Origin of the sequence: Paracoccus pacificus (assembly GCF_042680785.1) — a bacterium.
GTDB lineage: Bacteria > Pseudomonadota > Alphaproteobacteria > Rhodobacterales > Rhodobacteraceae > Paracoccus > Paracoccus pacificus.
Window position 1 is genome coordinate 57,375 of record NZ_JBHUEN010000005.1, and the last position, 24,745, is coordinate 82,119.

The window sequence follows — 24,745 nt, forward strand, 5'->3', positions numbered from 1 at the left end:
GACGGCCCTTTCCGGTATTTTTTCCTGTTCTGCCCGCATGTCTTTAGGGCCTGCCCCGCCCATGGGCAAGCCGCCCTTTCAGGGGCGCCAGTCGCGCAGCCGCCGGATCAGCGCGGCGATACCGGCACGGTCGACATTCGCGAATGCGATCCGGACGTGCCGGGGGCCGGCGGGATCACCCTCGGGCATGAACATGGTGCCGGGCAGCAGAAGCACGCCGGCCTCGGCCACCAGACGTTGCGCCAATGCGGGCGAGGCGACCGGATAAGGGTGCTCGGCCCAGGCGAAATAGGCGCCGCAACCCTTCAGCTTCCAGCCGTCGAGACCGTTCAACCCCTCGGCGATCGCGGCTTTCCGGTCAAGAATCTCGCGCCGTTCGCCCGCCAGCCATTCGCGCAGGTTGCGCATGCCCCAAAGCGCTGCGATCTGGCCAAGCTGGTTGGTCGAGATGGCGATGGTGTCCAAAAACTTCTCAACCTCGACCAGCCGTTCGGGGCTGGCGATCATGGCGCCGACACGGTGTCCGGTCAGCCGGTAGGCCTTGGAAAAGGAATAAAGCTGGATCAGCGTGTCGCCCCAATCGGGGTCGGTCAGAAGATCGTGAGGCGCGCCGCTGCGGCTGTCGAAGTCGCGATAGGTCTCGTCCATGACCAGCGCGATGCCGCGCGATTTGCACAGATCGTAAAACGCCCGCACCACCCCGGCGGGATATTCCGCCCCCGAGGGATTGTTGGGCGTGACCAGCACGATGGCGCGGGTCCGGTCGGTGATCAGCGCCGCTGCCTGTGCGGGCTCGGGCACCATATCGTCGCCGCAGGGCAGGGGGACGGTGTCGACCCCCGCCATATCCAGCCACATCTTGTGATTGAAATACCACGGCACCGGCAAAAGCACCTGATCCCCGTCCGCCGCCAGCGTCGAAAGTGCTGCGCAGAATGCCTGATTGCAGCCCTGGGTGATGGCCACATGGTCGGGCGTGACCCGGCCGCCATAGCTTTGCGACCATTCCGCCGCGACCTCGGCCCGCAGATCGGCGTTTCCGAGCACCGGGCCATAGAGATGCGCGGAAGGGTCGCGGATCGCGGCGTCGGCGATCGCCTCGCGCAGGGGGGCGGGCGGCGGGCTGACCGGAGCGGCCTGGCTTACGTTGATCAGCGGCCGGTCGACCGGAAAGACCACACCCTCCAGCCAGCGCCGCGCCTCCATCACCGGGGGGCGGAAGGTGCCGGCGACGGCCGGGTTCAGAGGCGAGGGCGGCTGTGCAGAGGTGTCGGTCATCGGCAATGTCCTTACGCGGGTTCCTGTGGCGGCAGGTTGCGCCATTCACGCCAGATAAGCCAAACCACGACGACGTCAAAGGCGGTGAACGCCAGAAGCATCGGCGAATGCGTCTGCATCCAGTGCTGGGTCTGCCAGACGATAAAGCCGGCCATCACCACGATGCCGGCCGGATAGGCCCAGCTATAGCCCCGAAACAGCGCCAGCACGACGGCAAGTTTCAGCACCCCGTGCCCGATCAGATACCAGGCCCAGAAATGCTGGGTCTCGATCGAGAAATTCTGTGCGTGGCGCAGCAGGAAGGCCGAAATCCGGTCGCTGGGATCCTCGGACAGTTCGGCATGCGTGACCCACCGCGCCCAGTTCAGGATTGTGCCCGGCGCCGGCAGCATAAGCCCGATGCCGGATATGGTCTCGGCCAGCGCGAACAGGCCCTTCAGCAGCAGCGACACCTCGAAGGCGCGATGGATCAGCTTGCGATTGTCGCGTGGCGTGGATGCGTCCGCCGTTCCGGGGCGGTCGCCGCCGCCGTTGCCATCACGGGGACGGGCCAATCAATCCGACCCGCGATAGGGTTCGACATATTGCAGCGCCATGTCCCACGGAAAGAAGATCCAGGTATCCTGACTGACCTCGGTGACATAGGTCTGCACCATCGGCTTGCCCTTGGGTTTGGCGTAGACGGTGGCGAAATGCGCCTTTGGGTAGAGCTTGCGGACCAGCTCCAGCGTGCGGCCGCTGTCGACCAGATCGTCGACGACCAGAATGCCCTCGCCATCGCCCATCATCTGCTTGTCGGGCGATTTCAGCACCTGCAACTCACCCTGTTCGCCCTTGCGATAGGATTTGACGCTGATCGTGTCGACGGTGCGGATGTCGAGCTCGCGCGAGACGATCATGGCGGGCACCATGCCGCCGCGGGTGATCGCGACGACGGCGCGCCATTCGCCGCCATCCGGGCCCTGACCGTCCAGCCGCCACGCCAGCGCGCGGGCATCGCGGTGCAACTGGTCCCAACTGACGTGAAAGCCCTTTTCGTGGGGAAGTCTTTCGGCCACGGCGGCCCCTCCTTGGTTCTTGTTCAGCGTTTCTTGTTCTGCCGGTCAGTGCCGGATGATCAGTGACAACCCCAGCGCGGCCATAAGACCAGACGCGACCCGGTCGATCCACAGTTTCGCGGCGGCATAGCGGGCGCGCATGAACGGCAGCGACATGACCAGCACCACGCTTGCATAAAGCGAAAGCTCGGTGGCAAGCGCCACGCCATAGATCGCGGCCTGCGCGCCATGGCCCAGTTGACCGGGGAAAATAGACAGGATCACAGCCGAATAGAACAGCGCCGGCTTGGGGTTCGACAGGTTCAGCGCGATCCCGCCCCAAAAGCTGCGCCGACCCGAAGCCGCGTCGGGCATCGGTTCGGGCGCATCGCGCCACAGGCGCCAGGCGAACCACAGCAGATACAGCCCCCCCAATACCTTCAGCGCGATGAAAATCGCCGGAACCAGCGAAAACAGCACCGTCAGCCCCAGAAGCGCGAACAGACACCACAGCGACGCGCCGACCGCCAGACCAAGACCGTAGGGCAGCGCAGCCTCGCGCCCGCGCGCAAACGCGGTCTGGGTCGCGGCGATGATGGCCGGCCCGGGCGCGAGGATGGCCATCGCCAGCGTCAGGATGAACAGCCCGGCCTGATCCAGCGTCATCATTCGTCCTTTTTGGAACCGCGCCCGGTCACCACGTCGATATCGGGCGCGTCGACGGCCTTCATGCCGACGACATGATAACCCGCGTCGACGTGATGCGTCTCGCCGGTGACGCCGCTGCCCAGATCGGACAGCAGGTAAAGCGCCGATTTGCCGACATCGGTCTGGGTCACGTTCCGGCGCAGGGGCGAATTAAGCTCGTTCCATTTCATGATATAGCGGAAATCGCCGATGCCGCTGGCGGCAAGGGTCTTGATCGGGCCGGCGCTGATCGCGTTGACGCGGATTCCATCCTTGCCCAGATCCTCGGCCATGTAGCGCACGCTCGCCTCGAGCGCGGCCTTGGCGACACCCATGACGTTGTAATGCGGCATCACGCGCTCGGCCCCGTAATAGGTCAGGGTCAGCAGGCTGCCGCCATTCGGCATCATCGCCGCCGCCCGCCGCGCGATGGCGGTGAAGGAATAGACCGAGATGTCCATCGTCATCACGAAATTCCTGTGCGAGGTGTCGACATAGCGGCCGCGCAGCTCGTCCTTGTCCGAGAATCCGATCGCGTGGACCACGAAATCAAGGCTGTCCCACGATTGTGACAAGGTGTCGAACAGCGCGTCCATCGACGCCTCGTCGCCGACGTCGCATTCCGCCAGAAGGGTTGAACCAAGCTGTGCCGCCAAGGGCTCGACCCGCTTCCGTAGTGCTTCGCCCTGATAGGAAAAAGCCAGCTCGGCGCCCTGATCGGCCAGCGCCCGGGCGATCCCCCACGCGATTGACTTGTCATTCGCCAGACCCATGATCAGGCCCCGCTTGCCCGCCATCAATCCCTGAATTTTGGTCACAGCTTCGCTTGACATCACGACCCCTCACACGGCTTTGTTATACCCAGAGGCTTAGGCCAAAGCCGCGGGTGCATCAAGACAGGCAGGAGCCGGCAGTTGACCGATCGGACAGGAATATTTGTGGGTGACGATCCGTTCGTCATCGCCCGGCGCTGGCTTGCCGAGGCGGCCGGGACCGAGCCGAACGACGCCAATGCGATGGCGCTGGCCACGGTGGACGCGGCCGGGCTGCCGGATGTGCGCATGGTGCTGTTGAAGGACATCGAGGACGACGCCTTCGTCTTTTATACCAATTACGGCTCGGCCAAGGCCGCCGAAATCGACGCCACCGGCGTTGCGGCCTTTGTGCTGCACTGGAAATCGCTGCGCCGGCAGATCAGGGTGCGCGGCGATGTCACCCGCGAGGATGGCCCGCAGGCCGACGCCTATTTCGCCAGCCGCAGCCTGCAAAGCCGGATCGGGGCATGGGCCTCGCGGCAAAGTCAGCCGCTGGAGTCGCGCACCGGCCTTTTGCTGGAAGTGACCCGCCAGGCCGCCCGGCACGGGCTTAATCCCGCCCGGCCGCCGTTCTGGGGCGGCTACCGGATCCGGCCCCGGGAAATCGAGTTCTGGGCCGACGGCGATTTTCGGCTGCACGACCGCTTCCGCTGGGTCAGGTCCGAGAAAAAAGTTAATGAAAGCTGGACGATAACCCGCCTGAATCCATAAGCTTACGTGGCGTCAATTAGACAAAAACTTGCCTTTTAGTACAATTTTTAGCCGGTTAGCCTAGCACGAAGTTGACGTTTAGGGAAACGCAGTCAATAAACAGGTCAGTTTTGTTTATCCATGTGGAGCCGGTCGTGTTGGCCTCCGACACTACAATGGCAACCGGTCTTATCGACGACGATTCTGACCTTAGGCAGAAAATGAAAAGAAATAAGAAGCTGTGATGTCCGAATCTGACAACGGATCACGTAAAATTTCCGGCCTGATCAAGTGGTTCGATTCCAAGAAGGGGTTCGGTTTCATCGTGGATCACGCCGGGGGAAGCGACGTACTCCTTCATGCCAACGTGTTGCGGAGCTTTGGTCAAAGCTCGGTCGCCGAAGGGGCCAGAATCGAAGCCATGGCCGCGCCTTCGGCCCGGGGCTGGCAGGCGATCGAGGTGCTGTCGATTCTGCCGCCCGAAAGCGACACGCCCGCACCGCTGATAGATCTGATGAGCAGCGGCGCCGAAGAGATCGAGAAACTGCCGGTGCTACCGGCGCGGGTCAAATGGTTCGATCCGTTCAAGGGCTTCGGCTTTGCCAACGTCTTTGGTGAGTCCGAGGATATTTTCCTGCATATCGAGGTGCTGCGGCACAGCGGATTTGCGAATCTGGTGGCCGGTGAAGCGATCGGGATGAAGGTCGTCCACGGCAAGCGCGGTGCCATGGCGGCGGCGGTGTTCAGCTGGGAATGGATATTGACGCATGCCAACGCGACCGGAAGCGGCTCGGGCGGCGGTGGCGCCGATGTCTCCGGCGGCGGCGGTCAGGCGACCGGCGGCGCGGGCGACACGGGGCCGGCCGAACAAAAACCCGCCGGCCGCAGCGATGTCGCGCGGATCGCCGGTCTTGGCGGTCGGCCGCCGTTGTGCATACAATCGCCCGTGCAGGTTTCTGAAATCAGCTTCGGGTGATCCGGCATGCGGGCGTTGCTACTGGCCATTACGCTGACCGGCGCCGCTTCGGCGGCAGAGGCCGCGACCTGCGACCCTGGCCGGGCGGTTTTCACCCGCGCGGATGGCAGCACCACCTCATTTCAGGTCGAGATCGCCGATGATCCGTCCGAGCGAGCGCAGGGGCTTATGAACCGCCGTTCGCTGGCCGATGACGCCGGCATGCTGTTCATCTACGAATCCCCGCAGCAAGCCAGTTTCTGGATGCGCAACACGTTGATTCCGCTGGACATGCTGTTCATTGATCCACGCGGCAAGGTTGCCCGTGTGCATCCGATGGCGCGGCCGCTTGATGAAACCCCGATCCCCGGCGCCGCACCCGGCGATCCCGCGCCCGAGCGGTTGATGGTGCTGGAGATCGCCGGCGGTCAGGCCGCGAAACAGGACCTGAAGGAAGGCGCGGTTCTGTCGCATCCGCGCCTGCCGCAGGCGACGGCGCTGGCCCCCTGCGACTGAGCGGATCCGGGGGCCGAACCGGCGCGGGGCAGGGGACCCATCGCCCCGATTTTACCCGGACATGCGCGGCGGCGTTCCCCCCTTTCATCTTTGCCGGAGTCCGGCTAAACCCGGCGCGGTTCGGGGCGTAGCGCAGCCTGGTAGCGCGACGGTTTTGGGTACCGTAGGCCGGAGGTTCGAATCCTCTCGCCCCGACCAGATCGCTCAATCGCGGGTTGAAATCACCCGGTCTATGATCGGCGATAGTTCGCGGATTTTTCAAACACTGCTGTAAAATAACGGAAAAATATTGTGGTTTTTCGTTAACCACGATGTCACCCTTTTGGTGTGGAAAGGCTGGTCAGGCAATCACTTCCAGCCCCCGCGCAGCGAAAATCTTTCTTTAACGCGTTCCTCGATGGCTCAAGCCGTCTGAAAGGGTATGACATGTCGGAAGAAAACGAACGCCTGTTGGCGGCGACTGCACAGTTGACCCCAAAAATCACCCCAACCCAAACCACGGCGGCAACTGATGCCGTTGACAAAACCGACAGCGCCGGTCAGGCGGCCGCGCTTGGCCCGATGGCCGTTGCCGGCGTCGTCGAAGGGACGGCCGGGGACGACACGATCGACGGAGCCTATCTCGGCGACCCCGAAGGCGACCGCGTCACCACAGGTCCCGACAGCATTGATGCCGGCGCGGGCAACGATGTCGTCCGGGCGGACGCCGGCGATGACACCGTTTTCGGCGGCACCGGCGACGATTCGCTTTACGGCGAACTCGGCGCGGACAGCATCAACGGCGGTGCGGGCAACGACCTGATCTATGGTGGTGACGGTGACGATACCATCTTCGGCGGTGACGGCGACGACTCGCTTTATGGCGAGGCCGGTAACGACTCTATCGAAGGCGGCAGAGGCAACGATTATATCGACGGCGGCGCCGGCAATGACACGCTGAAGGGCCGGACCGAGAACGATACGATTTTCGGCGGAATCGGCGCGGATTCGATCTGGGGCGGCTATGGCGCCGACAGCCTGAGCGGCGGCGAGGGCAATGACACCATTCAGGCCGGCGATGACGACGATACCCTGCTGGGCGGCAACGGCGCCGATTCGCTTTTGGGCGAGAACGGCAATGACGTCGTCTATGGTGGCGCCGGTAATGACACGATCTACGGCATCACCAATGACGACCTGCTGTTCGGCGAGGATGGCAATGACGTCATCCGCGGCGGCGAACACAATGACACGATCTACGGCGGGGTCGGCAATGACCGGCTTTACGGCGAAAGCGGCACGGCCAATTCGACGCTTACCGGCGACGATCTGATCTTCGGCGGCGACGGCGACGATTCGGTCTATGGCGAAAACGGCAACGACCGTTTGCTGGGCAACCTCGGTAACGATCTGGTATCCGGCGGTGCCGGCGACGATCTGATGTTCGGCGGCGACGGCGCGGATACGATCGACGGCGGTGACGGCAATGACGAGATCTATGGCGAGGAAGGCACGAGTGATGGGTCAGACACCGGCAACGACCTGATCTTCGGTGGCGATGGCGACGATACGATCCGCGGCGAAAAGGGCAACGACACGATCTCTGGCGACGCCGGCGGCGACTCGGTGTTGGGCGATGCCGGTGACGATCAGGTCGCGGGCGGTGCTGGCAACGATCTGGTGATCGGTGGCGTCGGTGCGGATACGCTCGACGGCGGCGACGGCGATGACAGCATGTTCGGCGGCGTTTTCGATCTGGATGCCCGGTCGGTCGAGGACGACCAGACCGGGGATGTCGTCAACGGCATGGAAGGCAACGACATCATCCTGTTCGGCGAGAATGACTCGGTCAGCGGTGGCGTCGGCAACGATACATTGGTGGCGTGGAACCTCAGCGGGGGCAGTGATGCCGCCGGCAACGGCACCGATGACAAAGATTGGGACGTGCTGGACCTGCGCGGGCTGGATCCGGGTTACACCATCGACCAGATGGTGGACCCCGATGATCCGGGCGCGTTCAAGGGAACGGTGACGCTGGCCGACGGGACAAGCTTCACGTTCTCGGGCATCGAGAAAGTGTTGTGCCCTCCCTGCTTTGCCGCAGGCACCCTGCTGCAAACCCCGAACGGGCAGGTCGCGGTCGAGGATCTGGCACCCGGTGATCTGGTGACGACACGGGACAACGGCGTGCAGCCGATCCGCTGGGTCGGAAGCCGGCGGATGGACCCGATCCGGCTGGCCGTGCAGCCCCGGTTCCGCCCGATCCGCATCCGCGCCGGTGCGCTGGGTGCCGGCCTGCCCGAGGTGGACCTGGTGGTTTCGCCCCAGCACCGGGTGCTTGTCCGTTCTCACATCGCGCAGAAGATGTTCGGCACGGATGAGGTTCTGGTCGCGGCCAAGCAGTTGGTGCAACTGGACGGCATCGACATCGCCGGGGATCTGGAAGAGGTCACCTATTTCCACATCCTGTTCGACCGGCACGAGATCGTCACCTCGAACGGTGCCGAGACCGAGTCGCTTTATACCGGGCCAGAGGCGCTGAAATCGCTGGGTCAGGCGGTGCAGGAGGAGATATTCGCGATCTTCCCCGAGCTGCGCGACAGGGATGCGGCGGAGCTGCCCGCACCGGCCCGCATGCTGGCGTCGGGACGCAAGGGCCGCCGGCTGGCCGTGCGGCATGCGCAGAACGGGCGCGATCTGGTCTGCTAGGCACCAGACAGGCAGAATGAAACGGCCGCGCCGGGTTTCTGGCGCGGCCTTTTCCATGCGGAACGGTCAGATCTTGGGTGAAATCGTCGGGCCGGGCGGTGCTGGAGGGGATAGTTGCAATCTTCCCCGACCCGCGTGACGGGGATGCGGCGAGCCGTTCACAGCGGCCCGCATTTGGGCATCGGAACGGCCGCCGGCTATCCGGTTCGGCAGGCACCAGATGCGCAAAATGAAACGGGAGNNNGCCCGTTTCCATGCGGAACAGCAAGATCTTACTTGATCTTGCCTTCCTTGTATTCAACGTGCTTGCGCACGACCGGGTCATACTTGTTGACCGTCATCTTTTCGGTCATGGTACGGGCGTTTTTCTTGGTAACGTAGAAATGCCCGGTCCCGGCCGTCGAGTTCAGACGGATCTTGATCGTCGTCGGCTTCGCCATGGTAGTCGCTCCTGCTGCGGGGTATGTCGCGCAGCGTGCGAGGCCCCGTAAAATTCGTATGGAACCCGCCTTTTATCCACCGCGACCGCGAAGTCAACCGCGAATCGGCGGAATTTTCGGCCGTTGCGGCGATTGATCGGGCCAGGGCGGGAACGGGCGGGATCGGCCATGCCAACCCGGCGACGGCGCGCGGATCGGGGCGGTCCCCCCCCGGCTCAAATGCCGAAAAGCGCCTGAAACGCGGCCTCGCCGCCCGCGCTGAACCGCACCACGCGGCTGCCCGCTTCGCGCCGTGCCCAGCCCTTTTCGATCATCCGGGCCAGCAGCGCCCGCCCGATCCGCCCGGCCAGATGCGAGCGCCGCTCGCTCCAGTCAAGGCATTCGAGGCACGCCTGGCTGCGGGACTGCCTTGGGGGGGCGGGGTCGATGCCAAGCTGACGCATCAGTTCGGCGCCCGTTTCGGTCAGCCGGATCGCATCGCCGTCCCGCCGAAGATGACCGCTGGCCAGCAGCGATTCGAACATGCGCGTGCCCATTTCGCCGGCCAGATGGTCATAGCAGACCCGCGCCCGCCGCAGTTCGGGGTCGCGGGGGCCGGGGCGGGTGCGCAGATGCCCGGCTTCGGCGGCGATGCCCATCAGCGTCTCAAGCAACTCGGCCACGGTGGTCGAGGCAAGCGCGTGATAGCGGTGGCGCCCCTGCTTTCGCTGCCGGATCAGCCCCCCGTCGGCCAGCCGGGCCAGATGCGAGCTGGCGGTCTGCGCGGTGATCCCGGCGACCTGGGCCAGTTCGCTTGCCGTCAGCGCCCGCCCCGACATCAGCGCGGTCAGCATATTGGCACGCGCCGGGTCGCCGATCAGCGCAGCGATGCGGGTGATGTCCGGGCTTCCATCCATAGTTCGACGTTAATCGAAACATAATACCCGCGCAACATGGCATGATGGACCCGCAAACCAAGGAGATTGCCATGCTGACCTGCGTCATCCGCTATCAGATCGACCCGACGAAAAAGCCCCAGTTCGAGGAATATGCGCGCAACTGGGGGCAGGTGATTCCCCGCAACGGCGCCGATCTGATCGGTTATTATGCGCCCTACGAAGGCTCGGCCACGCTGGCCTATGGGATTTATAACATCGCGGATCTTGGCGCATATGAAGCCTATCGCGACCGTATCCGGAACGACCCGCTCGGGCAGGCGAATTTTGAATTCTCGCAGCGCGAGCGGTTCATCCTGCGCGAGGACCGGACGTTCCTGAAATGCGCCTCGGCCCCGCACGGGGCACCGGCATGATCGCGGTCATATTCGAACTCGAACCCGCCAGGCCGGACCGCTATTTCGCGCTGGCGGCGGACCTGCGGCCCGAGCTTGAGAAGATCCCCGGTTTCATTTCGGTCGAGCGGTTTGAAAGCCTGACCACGCCGGGGCGCTATCTGTCGCTGTCGTTCTTCAGCGACGAAGAGGCTGTGAAGGCCTGGCGGAACACCGCCGGTCATCGCGCCGCGCAGGCCGAGGGGCGCGACGGCGTGCTGGCCGATTATCGGCTGCGGGTGGCGGAGGTCTTGCGGGATTATGGCATGGGCCCGCGCGAACAGGCGCCGGGCGACAGCCGCGAACGGCATGGCTAGCCCTGCGCGCCGGGGGGTGGGGGATATGGGGCAATAGACGCGCGGATGGCCTAGGGGCGCGACGGCGTGCTGGCCGATTATCGGCTGCGGGCGGCGCAGGTCTTGCGGGATTATGGCATGGGCCCGCGCGAACAGGCGCCGGGCGACAGCCGCGAACGGCATGGCTAGCCCCGCGCGCCGGGGGGTGCGAGGGATAAGGGGCAATACGCGCGGATGGCCTGTAAGCCGGATTCTGTCCAAGGGTTGCCCCTTTGGATGACCATTCCTCTGCGCACCGCATCGCTGCGGGCGTCAAGCTGCCAACCCGGATCTCTGGCGCAAGGCGGCGCCGCCGTTGCCGGCGCGAGGTCCCTATTCGGCATTGCTCCCGGTGGGGCTTGCCATGCGGGTGCTGTTGCCAGCCCCCCGGTGGGCTCTTACCCCACCGTTTCACCCTTGCCCGTACCTGAGGCACGGGCGGTCTGTTCTCTGTGGCGCTTTCCCTGGGGTTGCCCCCGCCGGGCGTTACCCGGCACCGTTGCCTTGTGGAGTCCGGACTTTCCTCGGGCCAAAACCCGCGGTCATCCGGCCATCCGCGCAACCCGCAGATAGGACAGCCGCCCCACCGCCGTCAAGGACCCGCCATCAAGGACCCTGCCGACAGAAGCGCGCCGTGGTTCGGGACCCGTTCCCGACAGGGACCCGTTGCCGACCGGGGCGGGCGCTGCCATGCTGCGGCAAAAGGCGAACAAGGGGGGCATTGTCATGTCAGTTTCGATCAGCCCGGTCACACCAGCCGACCGAGCCGAATGGGAGCGGCTGTTTCTGGCCTATGGCGCGTTCTACAAGACCGACCTGCCGCCGCAGGTCATCGAAAACGTCTGGGGCTGGATCAATGATCCGCAGAACCCGTTCTGGGCCGATATCGCGCGGACGGGTGACGGGCGGGCCGTCGGGCTTGTGCAATATCAGCTCATGCACCGCTCACTCGGCGGCTCGATGACCTGTTATCTCAGCGATCTTTTCACCGATCCCGAGATCCGGGGCAGCGGGGCAGGCCGCGCGATGATCGACCACGTGATCGCCTTTGCCCGGGCGCGCGATCTGCCGGCGGTGCGCTGGCTGACGGCCGAGGATAACGCGACCGCGCGGCGGCTTTACGACACCTATGCCCCGCGCACGCCGTTCGTGCTGTATTCGGTGCCGACCCGGACCTAGGCCGCGTCCAGCGCCGCGATGATCGGGCCGAAATCGCCGGCTTTCAGGCTGGCGCCGCCGACCAATGCGCCGTCGACGTCCGGGATGGCGAAGATCTCGGCCGCATTGCCGGGTTTGACCGAGCCGCCGTAAAGCAGCCGGAAGCCGTCGGCATCGGCGAACCGCCCGGCCAGTTCGGTGCGGATCCGGGCATGCACCTCGGCGATCTGGTCATTGGTCGGGGTGCGTCCGGTGCCGATCGCCCAGACCGGTTCATAGGCGATGACGGTGTTCAGCGCGGTGGCGCCATCGGGCACCGAGCCCGCAAGCTGGCCGGCGATCACATCCAGGGTCTGGCCGGCGTCGCGCTGCGCCTCGGTCTCGCCGACGCAGATGATCGCGCTTAACCCGGCGGCAAGGGCTGCCTCTGCCTTGGCGCGGACAAGGGCATCGGTTTCTCCGTGATCGGTCCGGCGCTCGGAATGGCCGAGGATGACGTATTCCGCGCCAGCGTCGCGCAACTCATCGGCCGAGATGTCGCCGGTATGGGCGCCCGAGGTCTTATCGTGGCAATCCTGCCCGCCGACCGCGATGGGGCCGCCGCCGACGCGCCCGGCCATCGGATGGATCAGCACCGCGGGCGGGCACAGCACAACCTCGGAAACCGGGTCGGGATGATCGGCCAGCAGACGGTCAACCTCGGCCAGCGCCGCCAGCGTTCCGTTCATCTTCCAGTTTCCGGCGGCCATTTTCCGACGTGCCATCGCATCCTCCTGTTCGTATGTCGGAACGGGGATAGGGGCAGGCGATCAGCGGATCAAGCCGGAATGGTGCGGAAAGGCAGGATCGGCATCAGCGTTGTGTTCTCGGACGCCCGATTATCAGATGGCCGCTTATCAGATGGCCGCCTGTCAGACGCTCGACGCGCGCGAGCCCTCAAGCGGCTCGAAGCGGATCGATTCGCCGCAGCCGCAGCTTTCGGTCACGTTCGGGTTGCGGAATTTGAAGCCGCTTTCCAGAAGCCCGGATTCATAGTCGATCTCGGTCCCGAACAGGAACATCTGCGCGGTCGGCGCGATCAGCACCCGGGCCTCGCCCACCTCGATCACCTCATCGGCGGCATCGGCGGCGGGCGCCATCTCCATCGTGTATTCCATGCCCGCGCAGCCGCCTTTTTTCAGCCCGATGCGCAGGCCAAAGGCGTCCTTGCCGGTCATCAGACGGCGAATCTGCGCCTGCGCGGCGGGCGTGACGGTCACAGGCGGGGTGCCGGGGATCGAGAACATGGCGAAAAAGCCCTTATTGCTGTTGCCCCAAAGATAGGCGCCGGCCCGCCGCTTCTCAAGGCCCGAGGCTTCTCAAGGCCCGCCGCTTCTAAAGGCCCGGGCCAAAGCCGGGGCGCGCGCGCCGGCCTACATAAAGCCCAGTTCAAGCCGGGCTTCGTCGGACATCATGTCCATGCCCCATTGCGGCTGAAACGTCATCTGAACGTCGACCTGCTTCACCCCGGGCAGCGGCTCGACCGCGTCGGCGACCCAGCCCGGCATCTCACCGGCCACGGGGCAGCCGGGCGCGGTCAGGGTCATCACCACCCGGACCTCGTTCTCGGGGCTGATGTCGATCGTGTAGATCAGGCCCAGATCATAGATGTTCACCGGAATCTCCGGGTCATAAACCGTCCGGCAGGCTTCGACGACCTGATCGTACAGCGGATGGTCAACGGTCGATGGCGCGATCAGGGGCGTGCCTTCGGCCTGCGGTTCTTGGGTGGCGGCGGTCATGGTTCGCATCCCGTTCCGGGGGTCAAGGGTTATCTGACATATAGGGACAGTCGGCCCCGCGGTCCAGAGTAGCGGGGGCCGATATGGGGGACGATATCGGCGCGGCAGCAACCGCATTGAAGGCGCCGCCCGGCGCGGCTAGAAGGGGCCGCCTTCCTTCCGCGACGATAATCCGGTGCCGATCCATGACTGAACGTTTCTCATTCGCCGTTGCCGCCACCGACGGGCGCGCCCGGACCGGGGTCATCGACACCCCGCGCGGCCAGATCCGCACGCCGGCCTTCATGCCGGTCGGCACCGCGGCGACGGTCAAGGCGATGCTGCCCGAAAGCGTCCGCGCGACCGGCGCCGACATCCTTCTGGGCAACACCTATCACCTGATGCTGCGCCCCGGCGCGGAACGGATCGCGCGGCTGGGGGGGCTGCACCGGTTCATGAACTGGGAACGGCCGATCCTGACCGACTCGGGCGGATTTCAGGTCATGTCGCTGGCCGATCTGCGCAAGCTGACCGAGGACGGCGTGACCTTCGCCAGCCACGTCGACGGCAGCCGCCATTTCCTGTCGCCCGAAACCAGCATGGAGATTCAGCGCCTGCTGGGGTCCGACATCGTCATGGCCTTCGACGAATGCCCGGCGCTGCCCGCGACCGAGGAACGCCAGGCCGAGGCGATGCGGCTGTCGATGCGCTGGGCCCGGCGGTCGCGCGACGCCTTCGGCGACCGCCCCGGCCATGCGCTGTTCGGGATTATGCAGGGCGGCGTGATCCGCCACCTGCGCGAGGAATCGGCCGAGGCTTTGCGCGGCATCGGCTTTGACGGCTATGCGATCGGCGGTCTGGCGGTGGGCGAGGGGCAAGAGGCGATGTTCGGCGTGCTTGACTATGCGCCCGATCTGCTGCCCGGGGACAAGCCGCGTTACCTGATGGGGGTGGGCAAGCCCGACGACATCGTGGGCGCCGTTCAGCGCGGGGTCGACATGATGGATTGCGTGCTGCCGTCACGCTCGGGGCGGACCGGGCAGGCGTGGACGCGGCGCGGTCAGGTCAACATCAAGAACGCGCGGCACGCCGACGACCCGCGCCCGCTGGACGAGGCTTGCACCTGCCCGGCCTGCACCGGCTATTCCCGCGCCTATCTGCACCATGTTTTCCGCGCCGGAGAGATGATCTCGGGCATGCTGCTGACCTGGCATAACCTGCATTATTTTCAGGAGCTGATGCAGGGTTTGCGGGGGGCGATCGCGGCGGGCGCGCTTGACGCCTTTGTCACCAATTTCCACGCCACGCGGGCCGAGGGCGATATTCCGGCACTTTAGGGCATTCGCCGCCGGAGAGCCGGCCGACACCCGCCCGGCCAACACCTGCCCGGCAAACACCCGCCGCGCCGACACCCGCCCGAAAACCGGCCGGCCGCCGCGTCGTCACAAATACGCGCGCCGCTTGAACGCCCGCATCCGGCGCACCAGAATCATCATATGTCCGATGTCGAACCCGCACCCCCTGCGCGACACGAGGATGCCGCGATTTTCGCCTGTGACGCGGCGCATCTGCCCTTTGCATGGGTGGCGGCGCGTCAGATCGACCGGTCAGAGCCGGAGCGCCGCTTTGATATCGTGATCGCCAGCCCCGACATCGCGCGGATACCGCGGCATCTGGACGACGGCAGGATCAGGTTCGTGCGGCTGGATGTGTCGGCGATCCCGGCGATTACCCATCCGAACCCGCGCATCTCGCTTGGCACCTTCTATCGCCACCTGCTGCCGCCCTTGTTTCGCAACGATTATCGCGCCCTTTTGTACATGGACACCGATACCTGGCTGCGCCGTCCCGGTATCGGCGGGCTGTTTGCGCGGATTGCCGGGGATTGGCCGCTTGCCGCCGTGCTGGCGTTCCTGCACGTGCCGGGCTTGCGCACGCGGCAGTCCGGGCGCAGCCGCCGCGATACCCGCCGGGTGTTGGCCGATCTGGGTTCGTCGGACGGGCGATATTTTCAGTCCGGCGTGCTGCTGATCCAGACCGGCCCGCATCTGGCCGAGGATATCACCGCGCGGGTGCTCGGCTTCGCCAGCGAACGCGAGGATCTGCTTCACCGGCACAAGCTGGGCGATCAGGCGGCGCTGAACGGTGCGGTCGCGGACCGTATCCGCACCCTTGATCCGCGCTGGAACTGGCACTCGACCCGCTGGCGCCGCGCCGATCTGCTGGACCGGTTCGATCCGTGGATCCTGCATTTCGCCGGCGGGGAAAAGCCATGGCTGATCACCGACGACCCCGAGGTGACGCGCGTCAATGCCGCGTGGTTCGCCGATCTTGCGCTTTATGATCCCGGGTTCCGGCCCCGTGCCATGCGCGGCTCGCTGGCATGGCGTCGCGCCAATCCGCCGGGCGGCCCGGGGCTTCTGGGCGCGTTGCGGCTGGGGTTGCGCCGGCGCTGGCTGGCGCTGCGGCATGCGCGGCCGCCGCGCATGGGGCCCCGGGGCATGGCCGAGATGCAACGCCTGATCGACAGTGCAGAGGTCGGCTGAAAGCCACCGCTGGCATTTTCCGCAAAGGGGGCATAAGGCCGGGCGGAACGGCAGATGACCTGCCCCCGTAACAAAGGCCACGATGACCGCCATCACTACCATCACCCGCACCGAGGATCTTGCCGCGTTCTGCGCCGAGGCCAAGACCCAGCCCTATGTCACCGTCGACACCGAGTTTCTGCGCGAGCGCACATATTACGCCCGGCTCTGTCTGATCCAACTGGCCCTGCCGCCGAAATCCGGACCCCGGCAGGACGGCGGCGCGGCCGTGCTGGTCGATCCCATGGCCGAGGGGCTGTCGCTGGAACCGCTTTACGACCTGTTCCGCCACGAAACCACGGTCAAGGTTTTCCACGCCGCGCGGCAGGATCTGGAAATCTTCTTCCTCGACAGCGGGTTTTTTCCGACACCGCTCTTCGACACCCAGATCGCCGCCATGGTCTGCGGCTTTGGCGAACAGGTGGGGTATGAGACGCTGGTGCGCCGCATCGCCAAGCAGAATCTCGACAAGACCTCGCGCTTCACCGATTGGTCGCACCGTCCGCTGTCGGCCGCGCAGATGGAATATGCGCTGGCCGATGTGACCCATCTGCGGGCGATCTATGAATATCTCTCGGCCGAGCTGGCGAAATCGGGGCGCCAGTCATGGCTGGCCGAGGAAATCGCGACGATGGAGGATCCGGCCACCTATGTCACCCGCCCCGAAGATGCGTGGCAGCGGGTGCGGACGCGCACGACCTCGCCCCGGTTTCTGGCCGTGGTGCGCGAACTGGCCCGCTTCCGCGAGACCTATGCGCAGGAACGCGACATCCCGCGCTCGCGCGTGTTCAAGGATGATGCGCTGATCGAACTGGCCTCGACCCGACCGGCGAATGAGGCCGATCTGGGCAAGTCCCGCCTGCTTCTGCGCGAGGCGCGGCGGGGCGAGATCGCGACCGGCATTCTGGCCGCGATCAAGACGGCGGCGGCACTGCCGGCATCCGATCTGCCGGCCGCGACGGGACATGAGCCGGTGCGGCAGGGCAACAGCGCGCTTGGCGACCTGCTGCGGGTGCTGCTGAAAGCCAAGGCCGAGCAGGCCGGGGTGGCGCCGAAGCTGATCGCCTCATCGGCGGATCTGGACCTGATCGCGGCGGGCGAACGGGATCTGCCGGCGCTGCATGGCTGGCGGGCCGAGGTGTTCGGCGATGATGCGTTGCGCCTGTCGCGCGGCGAGATCGCGCTGTCCGCCAAGGGAACGGCGATCGCCGTGGTGCCGGTCGGGCAGGCCACGGCGCGGGCCTAGATCACCGGCAGACGGCCGGATAAAAACCGGCGGATGAAAACCGGCGCATGAAAACCGGTGTATGAAAGCCGGCGCGTCAAAACCAGCGGATGAAAACCGGCGGATGAAAAAGCGGGCGCGCCCCAAGGCCGCCCGCTTTTCTGTAGGTCAAGATCAGGCCGCGCTCAGATCAGCTTGCCCATCGCCACGGCGGTATCGGACATGCGGTTCGAAAAACCCCATTCGTTGTCGTACCAGGTCAGGATCCGGCACAGGTTGCCGTCAAGCACCTTGGTCTGGTCCAGCGCGAAGATCGACGAGCGCGGATCGTGGTTGAAGTCGATCGAGACGTTCGGCTGGTCGGTATAGCCCAGAATGCCCTTCAGCGGCCCCTTGGCCGCCGCGGCGAGGATGGCGTCGTTGATTTCCTCGACCGTGGTGTCGCGGTTGGCGGTGAAGGTCAGGTCGACGACCGAGACGTTCGGCGTCGGCACCCGGATCGACACGCCGTCCAGCTTGCCGTTCAGTTCCGGCAGCACCAGACCCACGGCCTTGGCGGCGCCGGTCGAGGTCGGAATCATCGACATGGCGGCGGCGCGGGCGCGGTACAGGTCCTTGTGCATCGTGTCCAGCGTCGGCTGGTCGCCGGTATAGCTGTGAACGGTGGTCATGAAGCCGTTCTTGATGCCGATGGCGTCGTTCAGGACCTTGGCGACCGGCGACAGGCAGTTGGTGGTGCAACTGGCGTTCGAGACGATCACGTCATCCTTGGTCAGGGTCTTGTCGTTCACGCCGTAGACGATGGTCTTGTCGGCGCCCTTCGAGGGGGCCGAGACCAGCACCCGCTTGGAGCCGTTTTCAAGATGCACCCGCGCCTTGTCGGCATCGGTGAAAATGCCGGTGCATTCCATCGCAACATCGACATCGCCCCAGGGCAGTTCGGCCGGATTGCGGATCGCGGTGACGCGGATCGGGCCGCGCCCGACGTCGATGGTGTCGCCCTTGACCGTCACGGTGCCGGGAAAGCGGCCGTGCACGCTGTCAAAGCGGATCAGGTGGGCGTTGGTCTCGACCGGGCCCAGATCGTTGATCGCGACGACCTCGATATCCTCGCGCCCCGATTCAACGATGGCGCGCAAGATGTTGCGCCCGATGCGGCCAAATCCGTTGATAGCGACCTTAACTGTCATGTCGGTGATCCTTTTGCCCGTTTTATGTCGATGATGCGCCAGCATCGCGCTGACACAACCGCCAGGCGCGCGGCGAAACGCCCCGGCCCGGCTGAATTTCCGGCGCACACTCGCGTCAGCAGGTGGAAATTTCAACCGATAAAATCATCCCGGCGATGCGTTGGGGCGTCTTTGGCCGCCAAATTCCGGTGATCACGGGGGTTTGGAGGGGGCGGGGGTCAGCGCCAGAAGCTGACATAGTCGACCAGCGCGGCGAAATTCCGGGCCAGAAACAAGGGCAGGTTCCAATGCAGCCAATAGGCATCGGCGACGAAAACCGAAACGATGGCGAGGGCCAGAACGATGGCGATGGTGTTTGTCATATTTCGGCGGTCATGCTGGGGCGGTCATCTGCGGTTATCATCTGCGGGCGGTCATCTGCGGGCTATCACGCTTGGCCCGTCATATTTTGGCCGGTCATATTTTGGCCCGTCATATCTGGGTCTGTCATATCTCGGCCCACCATACCTTGGCCCATCACATTGGGGCCCATCATATTTTGGCTCATCATATCGGGGCCGGTCGGGATTGAAATGTCATGTCGCGACCTCGTATGCGGCCCCCACATAAGGGCCCCCACATAATGACCGCCACATAAGGGCCCTCACACCGCGGTTGTCGTTTGCGGGCGTCATATCCGGGGCGTCGCCAGTTTTTGCCGTCCCCAAAAGAAACCCCCTGTTGCCATCCACCGGCCGGCAAAAACGCGTCGATAACCCGCGGCGACGGATCGCCCCGTTTCCGCCCGATGGGTTCCATTCCCGACGCCCGGTTGTCAAGCCCGTCCCGAGGATCAGCCGGGCCCGGTGATGCATGCGGGCCGCCGTGAGGGTCAGGCCAACCCCGCGAAAGCTTCCGTGCCGGGATGCGCCCGGGGGGTGCGCGGCGGGCATCGCTCATTCCGCCTCCGGCTCGCCGGCGATCAGAAAGATCTCGCCCGCTTCCTCAAGGCGGCGGATGGCGGCAACCACGGTCGCCATGGCCTCATCGGTCTCTTTCTCCGACGGTTTGCCGCATTCGGCCAGTTCCTCGCGGATGCTTTCGGCCATGCGGGGCGAGATATTGGCCAGAATGAACCCGACCGTTTCCAGATTTTCGCCCTTTGATCCGGCCATCGCCCGCAACAGCACCGGGGTGTCGATCCCGCGCAGGATTTTTGACATGTCCTTGGGGTCGATGCGGATCGGGATATTGGCCCAGGTGAAGATGGCCTTGCGTACCTCGGTCGCGAAGCTGCGGTCGTCGATGTCCAGCCCCGCAAGAACCGTGTCCCGCGTCACCGACGGGGTGAAATTCAGGATCGCCCCGACCTTGTCGACCGGGGCCGCGTCCAGCGCCGATTGGGGCAGCGCGTCCAGCGCCTGCATCAGCGCCAGCCCGATGCGCCGCAGCGTCGTCTGGTCGATATTGCCGGTCAGCGACATGGCATAGGCGATCTGGCGCGCCCGTTCGGGCCGGATCTGGCCCAGAACCTCGGCCCCGAGCGGCACCGGCAGTTTTGAAAACAGGACCGCCGCGACCTCGACCGCCTCGGTCTCGGCGATCTGGCGCAACTGCGGCACCGGAATGGCGGCGACGCGCAGCCACGGGTCGGCGCGGCCGTGAATGGCCGCCAAACGCCGCAGCCGGTTGGTGGTGTCGGCCGAAAGATGCCCGCCCAGCAGGTCAAGCGCCCCGTCCATGCCGCCGGGAAAGGACAGTCCGACCTGTTCAAGCGTGTCGCAGAATTCCGACACGATCGCATCGCGGGTTTCACGGTCGATCATGTCCATCTGCGCCATTTCATGGGCAAGGCTGGCCTGCAATTCCGGGGGCAGCGTGGCCAGCGGCAGATCCCCGCCCTCGGCCAGCAGCAACCGTACGATCACCGCCGCCTTTTGCGGCGGTGTCAGCCCATGACCCCCGATCAGCTTCATCATCCCCCGTTCCCGCACCCCGATTCGCCTGCCGTCCGGTCAGATTGCACGGCGGGGGTTAAGATCGGGTTAGCTGCGGCCCGCCGATTTGCCGTCCGCCGATTTGCCCTCGGTCGCCTCGAACACCCGGCGAAAGATCGTGTCGACATGCTTGGTATGATAGCCAAGGTCGAATTTCTCTTCGATCTCGGCCGGCGACAGCGCCGCCGTCACCTCGGGGTCGGCCAGCAGCTCGGTCTTGAAATCGGCGCCCTTTTCCCAGACCTTCATGGCGTTGCGCTGCACCAGCCGATAGGCATCCTCGCGCGAGACGCCGGCCTGGGTCAGCGCCAGCAGCACCCGCTGCGACATCACAAGGCCACGGAACTTGTTCATGTTGGCCAGCATGTTGTCAGGATAGACGACCAGTTTTTCGATCACCCCGGCCAGCCGGTTCAGGGCGAAGTCGAGCGTGATCGTGCTGTCCGGCCCGATCGCGCGTTCGACCGAGGAATGGCTGATGTCGCGCTCGTGCCACAGCGCCACGTTCTCCATCGCCGGGATCACCGCCATGCGCACCAGCCGGGCAAGGCCGGTCAGGTTTTCGGTCAGGACCGGGTTGCGCTTGTGCGGCATCGCGGACGAACCCTTTTGCCCGGGGCTGAAATATTCCTCGGCCTCCAGCACCTCGGTGCGCTGCATGTGGCGGATCTCGATGGCGATGTTCTCCATCGACGAGGCGATCACGCCCAGCGTGGCGAAGAACATGGCGTGGCGGTCGCGCGGGATCACCTGAGTGCTGATCGGCTCGGGGCGCAGGCCCATCTTTTCGCAGACATATTCCTCGACCGCCGGGTCGATATTGGCGAAAGTGCCGACCGCGCCTGAAATCGCGCCGGTCGCGACTTCCCAGCGCGCCTTTTCCAGACGGTTCCGGTTGCGGTCCATCTCGGCATAGAAGCGGGCAAAGGTCAGGCCCAGCGTGGTCGGTTCGGCGTGAATGCCGTGGCTGCGGCCGATGCGGACCGTGTCCTTATGTTCATAGGCGCGGGTTTTCAGCGCCGCCAATACCCGGTCCAGATCGGCCAGAAGCAGGTCGGCGGCCCGCACGAGCTGCACGTTCAGCGTGGTGTCGAGCACGTCGGACGAGGTCATGCCCTGATGCACGAAGCGCGCCTGATCGCTGCCCACATGCTCGGCCAGATGGGTCAGGAAGGCGATCACGTCATGCTTGGTCACCGCCTCGATCTCATCGATCCGGGCGACGTCGAACTCCACGTCCTTGGCCTTCCACACCGCTTCGGCGTTTTCGCGCGGGATCACGCCCAGATCGGCCATGGCGTCGCCGGCGTAAGCCTCGATTTCATACCAGATGCGGAACTTGGTCTCGGGCGACCAGATGGCGACCATTTCGGGGCGGGAATAGCGGGGGATCATCGGCGTCTCCTGTGGTTGGGGCGGTTCTAGACCGCGCGCCCTTGACCCGCAACCGCCCGGCGTATGATACCGGCGGTATGGGCGCGAAACCGGCGATCCTTCGGCGTCATGACGTTCGGATGCCGGGGGGTGATAAGGCGCGATGGTCGAAGGGCAGGGAATGGTCGCGCGAACCGACGTCAGCATGCTGTTCACGCCGCTGAAACTGGGCGCGCTGACCTTGCCGAACCGCATCGTCATGGCGCCGCTGACCCGCAGCCGCGCCGGCGAGACGCGGGTCCCGAATGCGCTGATGGCGGCCTATTACGGACAGCGCGCCGATGCCGGGCTGATCCTGTCCGAGGCGACCAGCGTCAGCCCCGAGGGCGTGGGCTATGCCGGCACACCGGGCATCTGGAGCGATGCGCAGGTCGCAGGCTGGCGGCGGGTCACGCATGCAGTTCATGACCGCGGAGGCCGGATCGCCATGCAGCTTTGGCACGTCGGGCGCATTTCCGACCCGGTATTTCTGGACGGCGCCTTGCCGGTCGCGCCAAGCGCCATCCGCGCCGGGGGCACTGTCAGCCTGCTGCGGCCGAAACGCCCCTATGTCACGCCGCGCCCGCTCAGCCCCGATGAGCTGCCGGGTATCGTCGCGGGCTTTCGGCTGGGTGCTGAAAACGCGATGCGCGCCGGCTTCGACGGGGTCGAGATCCATGCCGCGAACGGCTATCTGCTGGAACAGTTCCTTCAGGACCAGACCAACCGGCGCGGCGATGCGCATGGCGGCAGCGTGGAGAACCGCTGCCGGCTGGTCTGCGAGATCGCCGACGCCCTGATCCCGGTCTGGGGCGCGGACCGCGTCGGGCTGCACCTGTCGCCGCGCGGCGACGATCACGACATCGGCGACAGCGACCCGAAGGCGCTGTTCACCCATCTTGCGGCGCAGATGAAACGGCGCGGCCTCGGCTATGTCTTCCTGCGCGAATACGAAGCCGCCGACAGCCTGTTTCCCGACATCAGCGACGCGTTCGGTGGCCCGGTCATCATCAACGAAAAGCTGACGGTCGAGCGTGCCGCGCGTCTGGTCGGCGAAGGGCGCGCCGATGCCGTGGCCTTCGGCAAGGATTTCATCGCCACGCCCGATCTCGTGGCGCGCATCCGCGACGGCGCGGCGTTGAACACGCCGGATCCGGCGACGTTCTATGTGGGCGGGGCGCGCGGATATACCGATTATCCCCTGATGCCGGACCTTGCCACCGCACCGGCATCTTGCGGCGCGGGTGACCGAGGCCCGGATAGCTGAGCGCAACGCCGATCCGACGCGACCCGGGGCATCATGCGGAGCACGGCAAATTCTGCCTGTCGGTTCCTTTGTGGCCTCGCCGCCTGCGCGCCGCCGGTGCGGTGGGATCGAAAACGGTGCGGTACGCGCCCTGTCACAACAGTCGAAGGCGGCCCCGGGCGGGGTTCAATGCCGCGCTACGCTGGCACCCCGAGGACGAAAAAGGGGGCCGATGGCCCCCTTTTCCGATTCATGCGGCCGCCGGTCTCAGGCCGCTTCCAGCACCAGATGCGGTTGCCCGTCCGAGGTGCGGCTGATGCTGCGGCCGCTGGCATTGACGGTCGCGTTGATCCGCTTGCGCGGCACCGTCATCAGATCGGATTGCGCGACATCGACCGGCGTGTCGAAGGCGATGGTCAGCGCATGGTGATTGCGCCCGCGCTCGCTGGCCGCAATGACCCGCCCGGTGAAGGGATGGCCCAGATAGCGGCCCGCGACCCGACCGCCGAATTGCCACAGGGGCGCATCGGTACGGACCGCCTCGGCGGCGGCATGGGCGGTGTTCCAGTCACGCGCGCCGTGGGTCTGCGCGACCAGTTCCAGCGCCTGCGAATGGGTGACGGGGGTGCCGGCGCGATCAAGCGCGGCGCGGAGATTTTTTGCCTGAGATTTCAAAGCGTTCAGATCATGGGTCATGGCCATGGTTTTTCCTTGCAGCAATCATGCCGAATATGGGCGGGGCTCACGTTGCCGCCATCGGGCATATTGCCGAAAGCGGGTCGATTTCAGGACTTCACCATGGGCTGACACCCTGTGAGCGGCCGGGGCCTGAACCCGAGAGGCGGATATGGGGCGGGGTCGCACCTGCGTCAAGGGGGGCTGCGGGGGATGCGAGATGTGCAAAGCGGCAATGACCACAGCGACGCGAGGGCAGCTTTGAGCCCTTAGCGGTCATTCATGTCTGGAGAGCACATCGAGAGCCGACTGCTTTGCACGCTCCCGTTCAACGCGAAAAATATCGCTTTCTTCAGCACCAGTCCAAAGAGCTTCTAGCTCTGTTTCCTCTGCTTCCAACCGTTCGAGCGCAAACAGGATTCGCCTCTTAAGGTTTGGTAATTTGAGCATTCTCCCCGCTTCGCGCTCGATGCTTGCCTTGCGATCTTTCAAGGAGGGGGGGCGGGGAATCCTCCAGCAATCGCAACAACTTCGCACATTGCCCAAAAAGCCTGTTCTACCTCAGCCGGAATGGGCTTCTTTCGATCCGAATATTCTCCGATCTGAGAGAGCGGAACGGTAACGGCCATGAAACCAAGCCTATCGAACAGGCCGAGCCAATCGCCAGCGGAGTCGTTTTCGAGAACGCCTGCTCCCCAAGTTTGAGAACGGCGGTGCGAAATTAGTCCACGTTAGCGGCGGCATGGTGCTGCTGCGGGCGGCGTAAA

The 24,745-nt window shown here is 65.2% G+C and carries 27 protein-coding genes, 1 tRNA gene and 1 other RNA gene; 12 read left to right on the forward strand and 17 right to left on the reverse strand.

Annotation, left to right across the window (positions count from 1 at the left end):
• Window positions 1-78: 78 nt before the first annotated feature.
• Genes ACFSCT_RS01475 through fabI form a run of 5 tightly spaced genes read right to left on the reverse strand, consistent with a single transcriptional unit; the run spans window position 79 to window position 3,835 of the window.
• Complete coding sequence (locus ACFSCT_RS01475) at window positions 79-1,278, reverse strand: aminotransferase (RefSeq protein ID WP_379139534.1); 1,200 nt, start codon at window positions 1,276-1,278, stop codon at window positions 79-81.
• An 11-nt stretch (window positions 1,279-1,289) separates the two neighbouring features.
• Entirely contained in the window at window positions 1,290-1,832 is a 543-nt protein-coding gene (locus tag ACFSCT_RS01480) for a DUF2127 domain-containing protein (RefSeq protein ID WP_379139535.1), read from the reverse strand.
• A complete protein-coding gene (gpt, locus tag ACFSCT_RS01485) occupies window positions 1,833-2,336 on the reverse strand; it encodes a xanthine phosphoribosyltransferase (protein ID WP_379139536.1) in 504 nt (167 codons plus the stop codon).
• Between the two features lie 45 nt (window positions 2,337-2,381).
• A complete protein-coding gene (locus ACFSCT_RS01490) occupies window positions 2,382-2,981 on the reverse strand; it encodes a LysE family translocator (RefSeq protein ID WP_379139537.1) in 600 nt (199 codons plus the stop codon).
• Window positions 2,981-3,835, reverse strand: coding sequence for an enoyl-ACP reductase FabI (fabI, locus tag ACFSCT_RS01495; protein ID WP_379139538.1), 855 nt, complete (start codon window positions 3,833-3,835; stop codon window positions 2,981-2,983). Before fabI ends, ACFSCT_RS01490 begins: the two co-directional genes overlap by 1 nt.
• Window positions 3,836-3,916: 81 nt before the next feature.
• Here fabI and pdxH point away from each other — a divergent pair, with 81 nt between their 5' ends.
• From pdxH to ACFSCT_RS01520, 5 genes are all read left to right on the forward strand, one after another.
• Entirely contained in the window at window positions 3,917-4,528 is a 612-nt protein-coding gene (gene pdxH / locus ACFSCT_RS01500; RefSeq protein ID WP_379139539.1) for a pyridoxamine 5'-phosphate oxidase, read from the forward strand.
• A gap of 223 nt (window positions 4,529-4,751) precedes the next feature.
• Window positions 4,752-5,483, forward strand: a complete 732-nt coding sequence (locus ACFSCT_RS01505) for a cold-shock protein (RefSeq protein ID WP_379139540.1) — start codon at window positions 4,752-4,754, stop codon at window positions 5,481-5,483.
• A gap of 6 nt (window positions 5,484-5,489) precedes the next feature.
• The gene (locus ACFSCT_RS01510) at window positions 5,490-5,978 is read left to right on the forward strand and encodes a DUF192 domain-containing protein (protein ID WP_379139541.1); all 489 of its coding nucleotides are present in this window, start codon (window positions 5,490-5,492) and stop codon (window positions 5,976-5,978) included.
• Window positions 5,979-6,099: 121 nt separating this feature from the next.
• Window positions 6,100-6,176: transfer RNA gene (locus tag ACFSCT_RS01515), tRNA-Pro, on the forward strand.
• A gap of 228 nt (window positions 6,177-6,404) precedes the next feature.
• Window positions 6,405-8,666, forward strand: coding sequence for a Hint domain-containing protein (locus ACFSCT_RS01520; RefSeq protein ID WP_379139542.1), 2,262 nt, complete (start codon window positions 6,405-6,407; stop codon window positions 8,664-8,666).
• 272 nt (window positions 8,667-8,938) lie between these two features.
• Here ACFSCT_RS01520 and rpmG read toward each other — a convergent pair whose 3' ends face one another.
• Together rpmG and ACFSCT_RS01530 are read right to left on the reverse strand one after the other, a co-directional pair.
• Window positions 8,939-9,106 carry a 50S ribosomal protein L33 gene (gene rpmG, locus ACFSCT_RS01525; protein WP_011750518.1) on the reverse strand — a complete coding sequence of 56 codons (168 nt, stop codon included), beginning with the start codon at window positions 9,104-9,106 and terminating at the stop codon, window positions 8,939-8,941.
• A gap of 215 nt (window positions 9,107-9,321) precedes the next feature.
• Entirely contained in the window at window positions 9,322-10,002 is a 681-nt protein-coding gene (locus ACFSCT_RS01530; protein WP_379139544.1) for an ArsR/SmtB family transcription factor, read from the reverse strand.
• Window positions 10,003-10,073: 71 nt separating this feature from the next.
• On the opposite strand from ACFSCT_RS01530, the gene ACFSCT_RS01535 reads away from it, so the two are divergent.
• Both ACFSCT_RS01535 and ACFSCT_RS01540 read left to right on the forward strand, forming a co-directional pair.
• Complete coding sequence (locus tag ACFSCT_RS01535; protein ID WP_379139545.1) at window positions 10,074-10,397, forward strand: NIPSNAP family protein; 324 nt, start codon at window positions 10,074-10,076, stop codon at window positions 10,395-10,397.
• Window positions 10,394-10,732, forward strand: coding sequence for an antibiotic biosynthesis monooxygenase family protein (locus tag ACFSCT_RS01540; RefSeq protein WP_379139547.1), 339 nt, complete (start codon window positions 10,394-10,396; stop codon window positions 10,730-10,732). Before ACFSCT_RS01535 ends, ACFSCT_RS01540 begins: the two co-directional genes overlap by 4 nt.
• A gap of 205 nt (window positions 10,733-10,937) precedes the next feature.
• Here ACFSCT_RS01540 and rnpB read toward each other — a convergent pair.
• Window positions 10,938-11,308, reverse strand: an RNA gene (gene rnpB, locus ACFSCT_RS01545) — RNase P RNA component class A.
• Between the two features lie 168 nt (window positions 11,309-11,476).
• Here rnpB and ACFSCT_RS01550 point away from each other — a divergent pair.
• The gene (locus ACFSCT_RS01550; protein WP_379139549.1) at window positions 11,477-11,929 is read left to right on the forward strand and encodes a GNAT family N-acetyltransferase; all 453 of its coding nucleotides are present in this window, start codon (window positions 11,477-11,479) and stop codon (window positions 11,927-11,929) included.
• On the opposite strand, the gene tpiA is transcribed toward ACFSCT_RS01550, so the two are convergent.
• The 3 genes from tpiA to ACFSCT_RS01565 form a co-directional block, all read right to left on the reverse strand.
• Entirely contained in the window at window positions 11,926-12,672 is a 747-nt protein-coding gene (gene tpiA / locus ACFSCT_RS01555; RefSeq protein ID WP_379139551.1) for a triose-phosphate isomerase, read from the reverse strand. The genes ACFSCT_RS01550 and tpiA overlap by 4 nt on opposite strands.
• 147 nt (window positions 12,673-12,819) lie before the next feature.
• Window positions 12,820-13,194 (reverse strand): HesB/IscA family protein, encoded by a 375-nt coding sequence (locus tag ACFSCT_RS01560; RefSeq protein ID WP_379139553.1) that lies wholly within the window; start codon window positions 13,192-13,194, stop codon window positions 12,820-12,822.
• Window positions 13,195-13,320: 126 nt separating this feature from the next.
• The gene (locus ACFSCT_RS01565; protein ID WP_379139555.1) at window positions 13,321-13,689 is read right to left on the reverse strand and encodes an SUF system Fe-S cluster assembly protein; all 369 of its coding nucleotides are present in this window, start codon (window positions 13,687-13,689) and stop codon (window positions 13,321-13,323) included.
• A gap of 185 nt (window positions 13,690-13,874) precedes the next feature.
• Between ACFSCT_RS01565 and tgt the strand changes: the two genes are divergently transcribed.
• From tgt to rnd, 3 genes are all read left to right on the forward strand, one after another.
• Window positions 13,875-15,005: a tRNA guanosine(34) transglycosylase Tgt gene (gene tgt, locus ACFSCT_RS01570; RefSeq protein WP_379139557.1), complete on the forward strand. Its 1,131-nt coding sequence runs from the start codon at window positions 13,875-13,877 to the stop codon at window positions 15,003-15,005.
• A 159-nt stretch (window positions 15,006-15,164) separates the two neighbouring features.
• Window positions 15,165-16,214: a glycosyltransferase family 8 protein gene (locus ACFSCT_RS01575; RefSeq protein ID WP_379139559.1), complete on the forward strand. Its 1,050-nt coding sequence runs from the start codon at window positions 15,165-15,167 to the stop codon at window positions 16,212-16,214.
• Between the two features lie 91 nt (window positions 16,215-16,305).
• Entirely contained in the window at window positions 16,306-17,499 is a 1,194-nt protein-coding gene (gene rnd / locus ACFSCT_RS01580; protein ID WP_379139578.1) for a ribonuclease D, read from the forward strand.
• Between the two features lie 164 nt (window positions 17,500-17,663).
• On the opposite strand, the gene gap is transcribed toward rnd, so the two are convergent.
• The 4 genes from gap to purB all read right to left on the reverse strand — a co-directional run bounded on the left by gap (window position 17,664) and on the right by purB (window position 22,039).
• The gene (gap, locus tag ACFSCT_RS01585) at window positions 17,664-18,668 is read right to left on the reverse strand and encodes a type I glyceraldehyde-3-phosphate dehydrogenase (RefSeq protein WP_379139561.1); all 1,005 of its coding nucleotides are present in this window, start codon (window positions 18,666-18,668) and stop codon (window positions 17,664-17,666) included.
• A gap of 218 nt (window positions 18,669-18,886) precedes the next feature.
• Window positions 18,887-19,030: a hypothetical protein gene (locus tag ACFSCT_RS01590; protein WP_379139562.1), complete on the reverse strand. Its 144-nt coding sequence runs from the start codon at window positions 19,028-19,030 to the stop codon at window positions 18,887-18,889.
• Between the two features lie 573 nt (window positions 19,031-19,603).
• The gene (locus ACFSCT_RS01595; RefSeq protein WP_379139564.1) at window positions 19,604-20,626 is read right to left on the reverse strand and encodes a flagellar motor switch protein FliG; all 1,023 of its coding nucleotides are present in this window, start codon (window positions 20,624-20,626) and stop codon (window positions 19,604-19,606) included.
• 66 nt (window positions 20,627-20,692) lie between these two features.
• Window positions 20,693-22,039 carry an adenylosuccinate lyase gene (gene purB / locus ACFSCT_RS01600; RefSeq protein ID WP_379139565.1) on the reverse strand — a complete coding sequence of 449 codons (1,347 nt, stop codon included), beginning with the start codon at window positions 22,037-22,039 and terminating at the stop codon, window positions 20,693-20,695.
• A 160-nt stretch (window positions 22,040-22,199) separates the two neighbouring features.
• Between purB and ACFSCT_RS01605 the strand changes: the two genes are divergently transcribed.
• Window positions 22,200-23,324, forward strand: coding sequence for an alkene reductase (locus ACFSCT_RS01605; protein ID WP_379139567.1), 1,125 nt, complete (start codon window positions 22,200-22,202; stop codon window positions 23,322-23,324).
• A 246-nt stretch (window positions 23,325-23,570) separates the two neighbouring features.
• On the opposite strand, the gene ACFSCT_RS01610 is transcribed toward ACFSCT_RS01605, so the two are convergent.
• Entirely contained in the window at window positions 23,571-24,005 is a 435-nt protein-coding gene (locus ACFSCT_RS01610) for a glyoxalase superfamily protein (protein WP_379139569.1), read from the reverse strand.
• A gap of 249 nt (window positions 24,006-24,254) precedes the next feature.
• Complete coding sequence (locus tag ACFSCT_RS01615) at window positions 24,255-24,470, reverse strand: hypothetical protein (RefSeq protein ID WP_379139571.1); 216 nt, start codon at window positions 24,468-24,470, stop codon at window positions 24,255-24,257.
• Between the last annotated feature and the right edge of the window lie 275 nt (window positions 24,471-24,745).

What these genes read in the sequence shown, in the direction of transcription:
- ACFSCT_RS01565 (WP_379139555.1), bottom strand. Translation starts at nt 13,689, where the DNA reads ATGACCGCCGCCACCCAAGAACCGCAGGCCGAAGGCACGCCCCTGATC.
- ACFSCT_RS01575 (WP_379139559.1), top strand. Translation starts at nt 15,165, where the DNA reads ATGTCCGATGTCGAACCCGCACCCCCTGCGCGACACGAGGATGCCGCG.
- ACFSCT_RS01490 (WP_379139537.1), bottom strand. Translation starts at nt 2,981, where the DNA reads ATGACGCTGGATCAGGCCGGGCTGTTCATCCTGACGCTGGCGATGGCC.
- ACFSCT_RS01560 (WP_379139553.1), bottom strand. Translation starts at nt 13,194, where the DNA reads ATGTTCTCGATCCCCGGCACCCCGCCTGTGACCGTCACGCCCGCCGCG.
- ACFSCT_RS01475 (WP_379139534.1), bottom strand. Translation starts at nt 1,278, where the DNA reads ATGACCGACACCTCTGCACAGCCGCCCTCGCCTCTGAACCCGGCCGTC.
- ACFSCT_RS01610 (WP_379139569.1), bottom strand. Translation starts at nt 24,005, where the DNA reads ATGGCCATGACCCATGATCTGAACGCTTTGAAATCTCAGGCAAAAAAT.
- purB (WP_379139565.1), bottom strand. Translation starts at nt 22,039, where the DNA reads ATGATCCCCCGCTATTCCCGCCCCGAAATGGTCGCCATCTGGTCGCCC.
- rpmG (WP_011750518.1), bottom strand. Translation starts at nt 9,106, where the DNA reads ATGGCGAAGCCGACGACGATCAAGATCCGTCTGAACTCGACGGCCGGG.
- fabI (WP_379139538.1), bottom strand. Translation starts at nt 3,835, where the DNA reads ATGTCAAGCGAAGCTGTGACCAAAATTCAGGGATTGATGGCGGGCAAG.
- tgt (WP_379139557.1), top strand. Translation starts at nt 13,875, where the DNA reads ATGACTGAACGTTTCTCATTCGCCGTTGCCGCCACCGACGGGCGCGCC.
- ACFSCT_RS01605 (WP_379139567.1), top strand. Translation starts at nt 22,200, where the DNA reads ATGGTCGCGCGAACCGACGTCAGCATGCTGTTCACGCCGCTGAAACTG.
- ACFSCT_RS01550 (WP_379139549.1), top strand. Translation starts at nt 11,477, where the DNA reads ATGTCAGTTTCGATCAGCCCGGTCACACCAGCCGACCGAGCCGAATGG.
- ACFSCT_RS01530 (WP_379139544.1), bottom strand. Translation starts at nt 10,002, where the DNA reads ATGGATGGAAGCCCGGACATCACCCGCATCGCTGCGCTGATCGGCGAC.
- gap (WP_379139561.1), bottom strand. Translation starts at nt 18,668, where the DNA reads ATGACAGTTAAGGTCGCTATCAACGGATTTGGCCGCATCGGGCGCAAC.
- ACFSCT_RS01520 (WP_379139542.1), top strand. Translation starts at nt 6,405, where the DNA reads ATGTCGGAAGAAAACGAACGCCTGTTGGCGGCGACTGCACAGTTGACC.
- ACFSCT_RS01595 (WP_379139564.1), bottom strand. Translation starts at nt 20,626, where the DNA reads ATGATGAAGCTGATCGGGGGTCATGGGCTGACACCGCCGCAAAAGGCG.
- ACFSCT_RS01590 (WP_379139562.1), bottom strand. Translation starts at nt 19,030, where the DNA reads ATGACAAACACCATCGCCATCGTTCTGGCCCTCGCCATCGTTTCGGTT.
- ACFSCT_RS01535 (WP_379139545.1), top strand. Translation starts at nt 10,074, where the DNA reads ATGCTGACCTGCGTCATCCGCTATCAGATCGACCCGACGAAAAAGCCC.
- ACFSCT_RS01510 (WP_379139541.1), top strand. Translation starts at nt 5,490, where the DNA reads ATGCGGGCGTTGCTACTGGCCATTACGCTGACCGGCGCCGCTTCGGCG.
- ACFSCT_RS01540 (WP_379139547.1), top strand. Translation starts at nt 10,394, where the DNA reads ATGATCGCGGTCATATTCGAACTCGAACCCGCCAGGCCGGACCGCTAT.
- tpiA (WP_379139551.1), bottom strand. Translation starts at nt 12,672, where the DNA reads ATGGCACGTCGGAAAATGGCCGCCGGAAACTGGAAGATGAACGGAACG.
- ACFSCT_RS01505 (WP_379139540.1), top strand. Translation starts at nt 4,752, where the DNA reads ATGTCCGAATCTGACAACGGATCACGTAAAATTTCCGGCCTGATCAAG.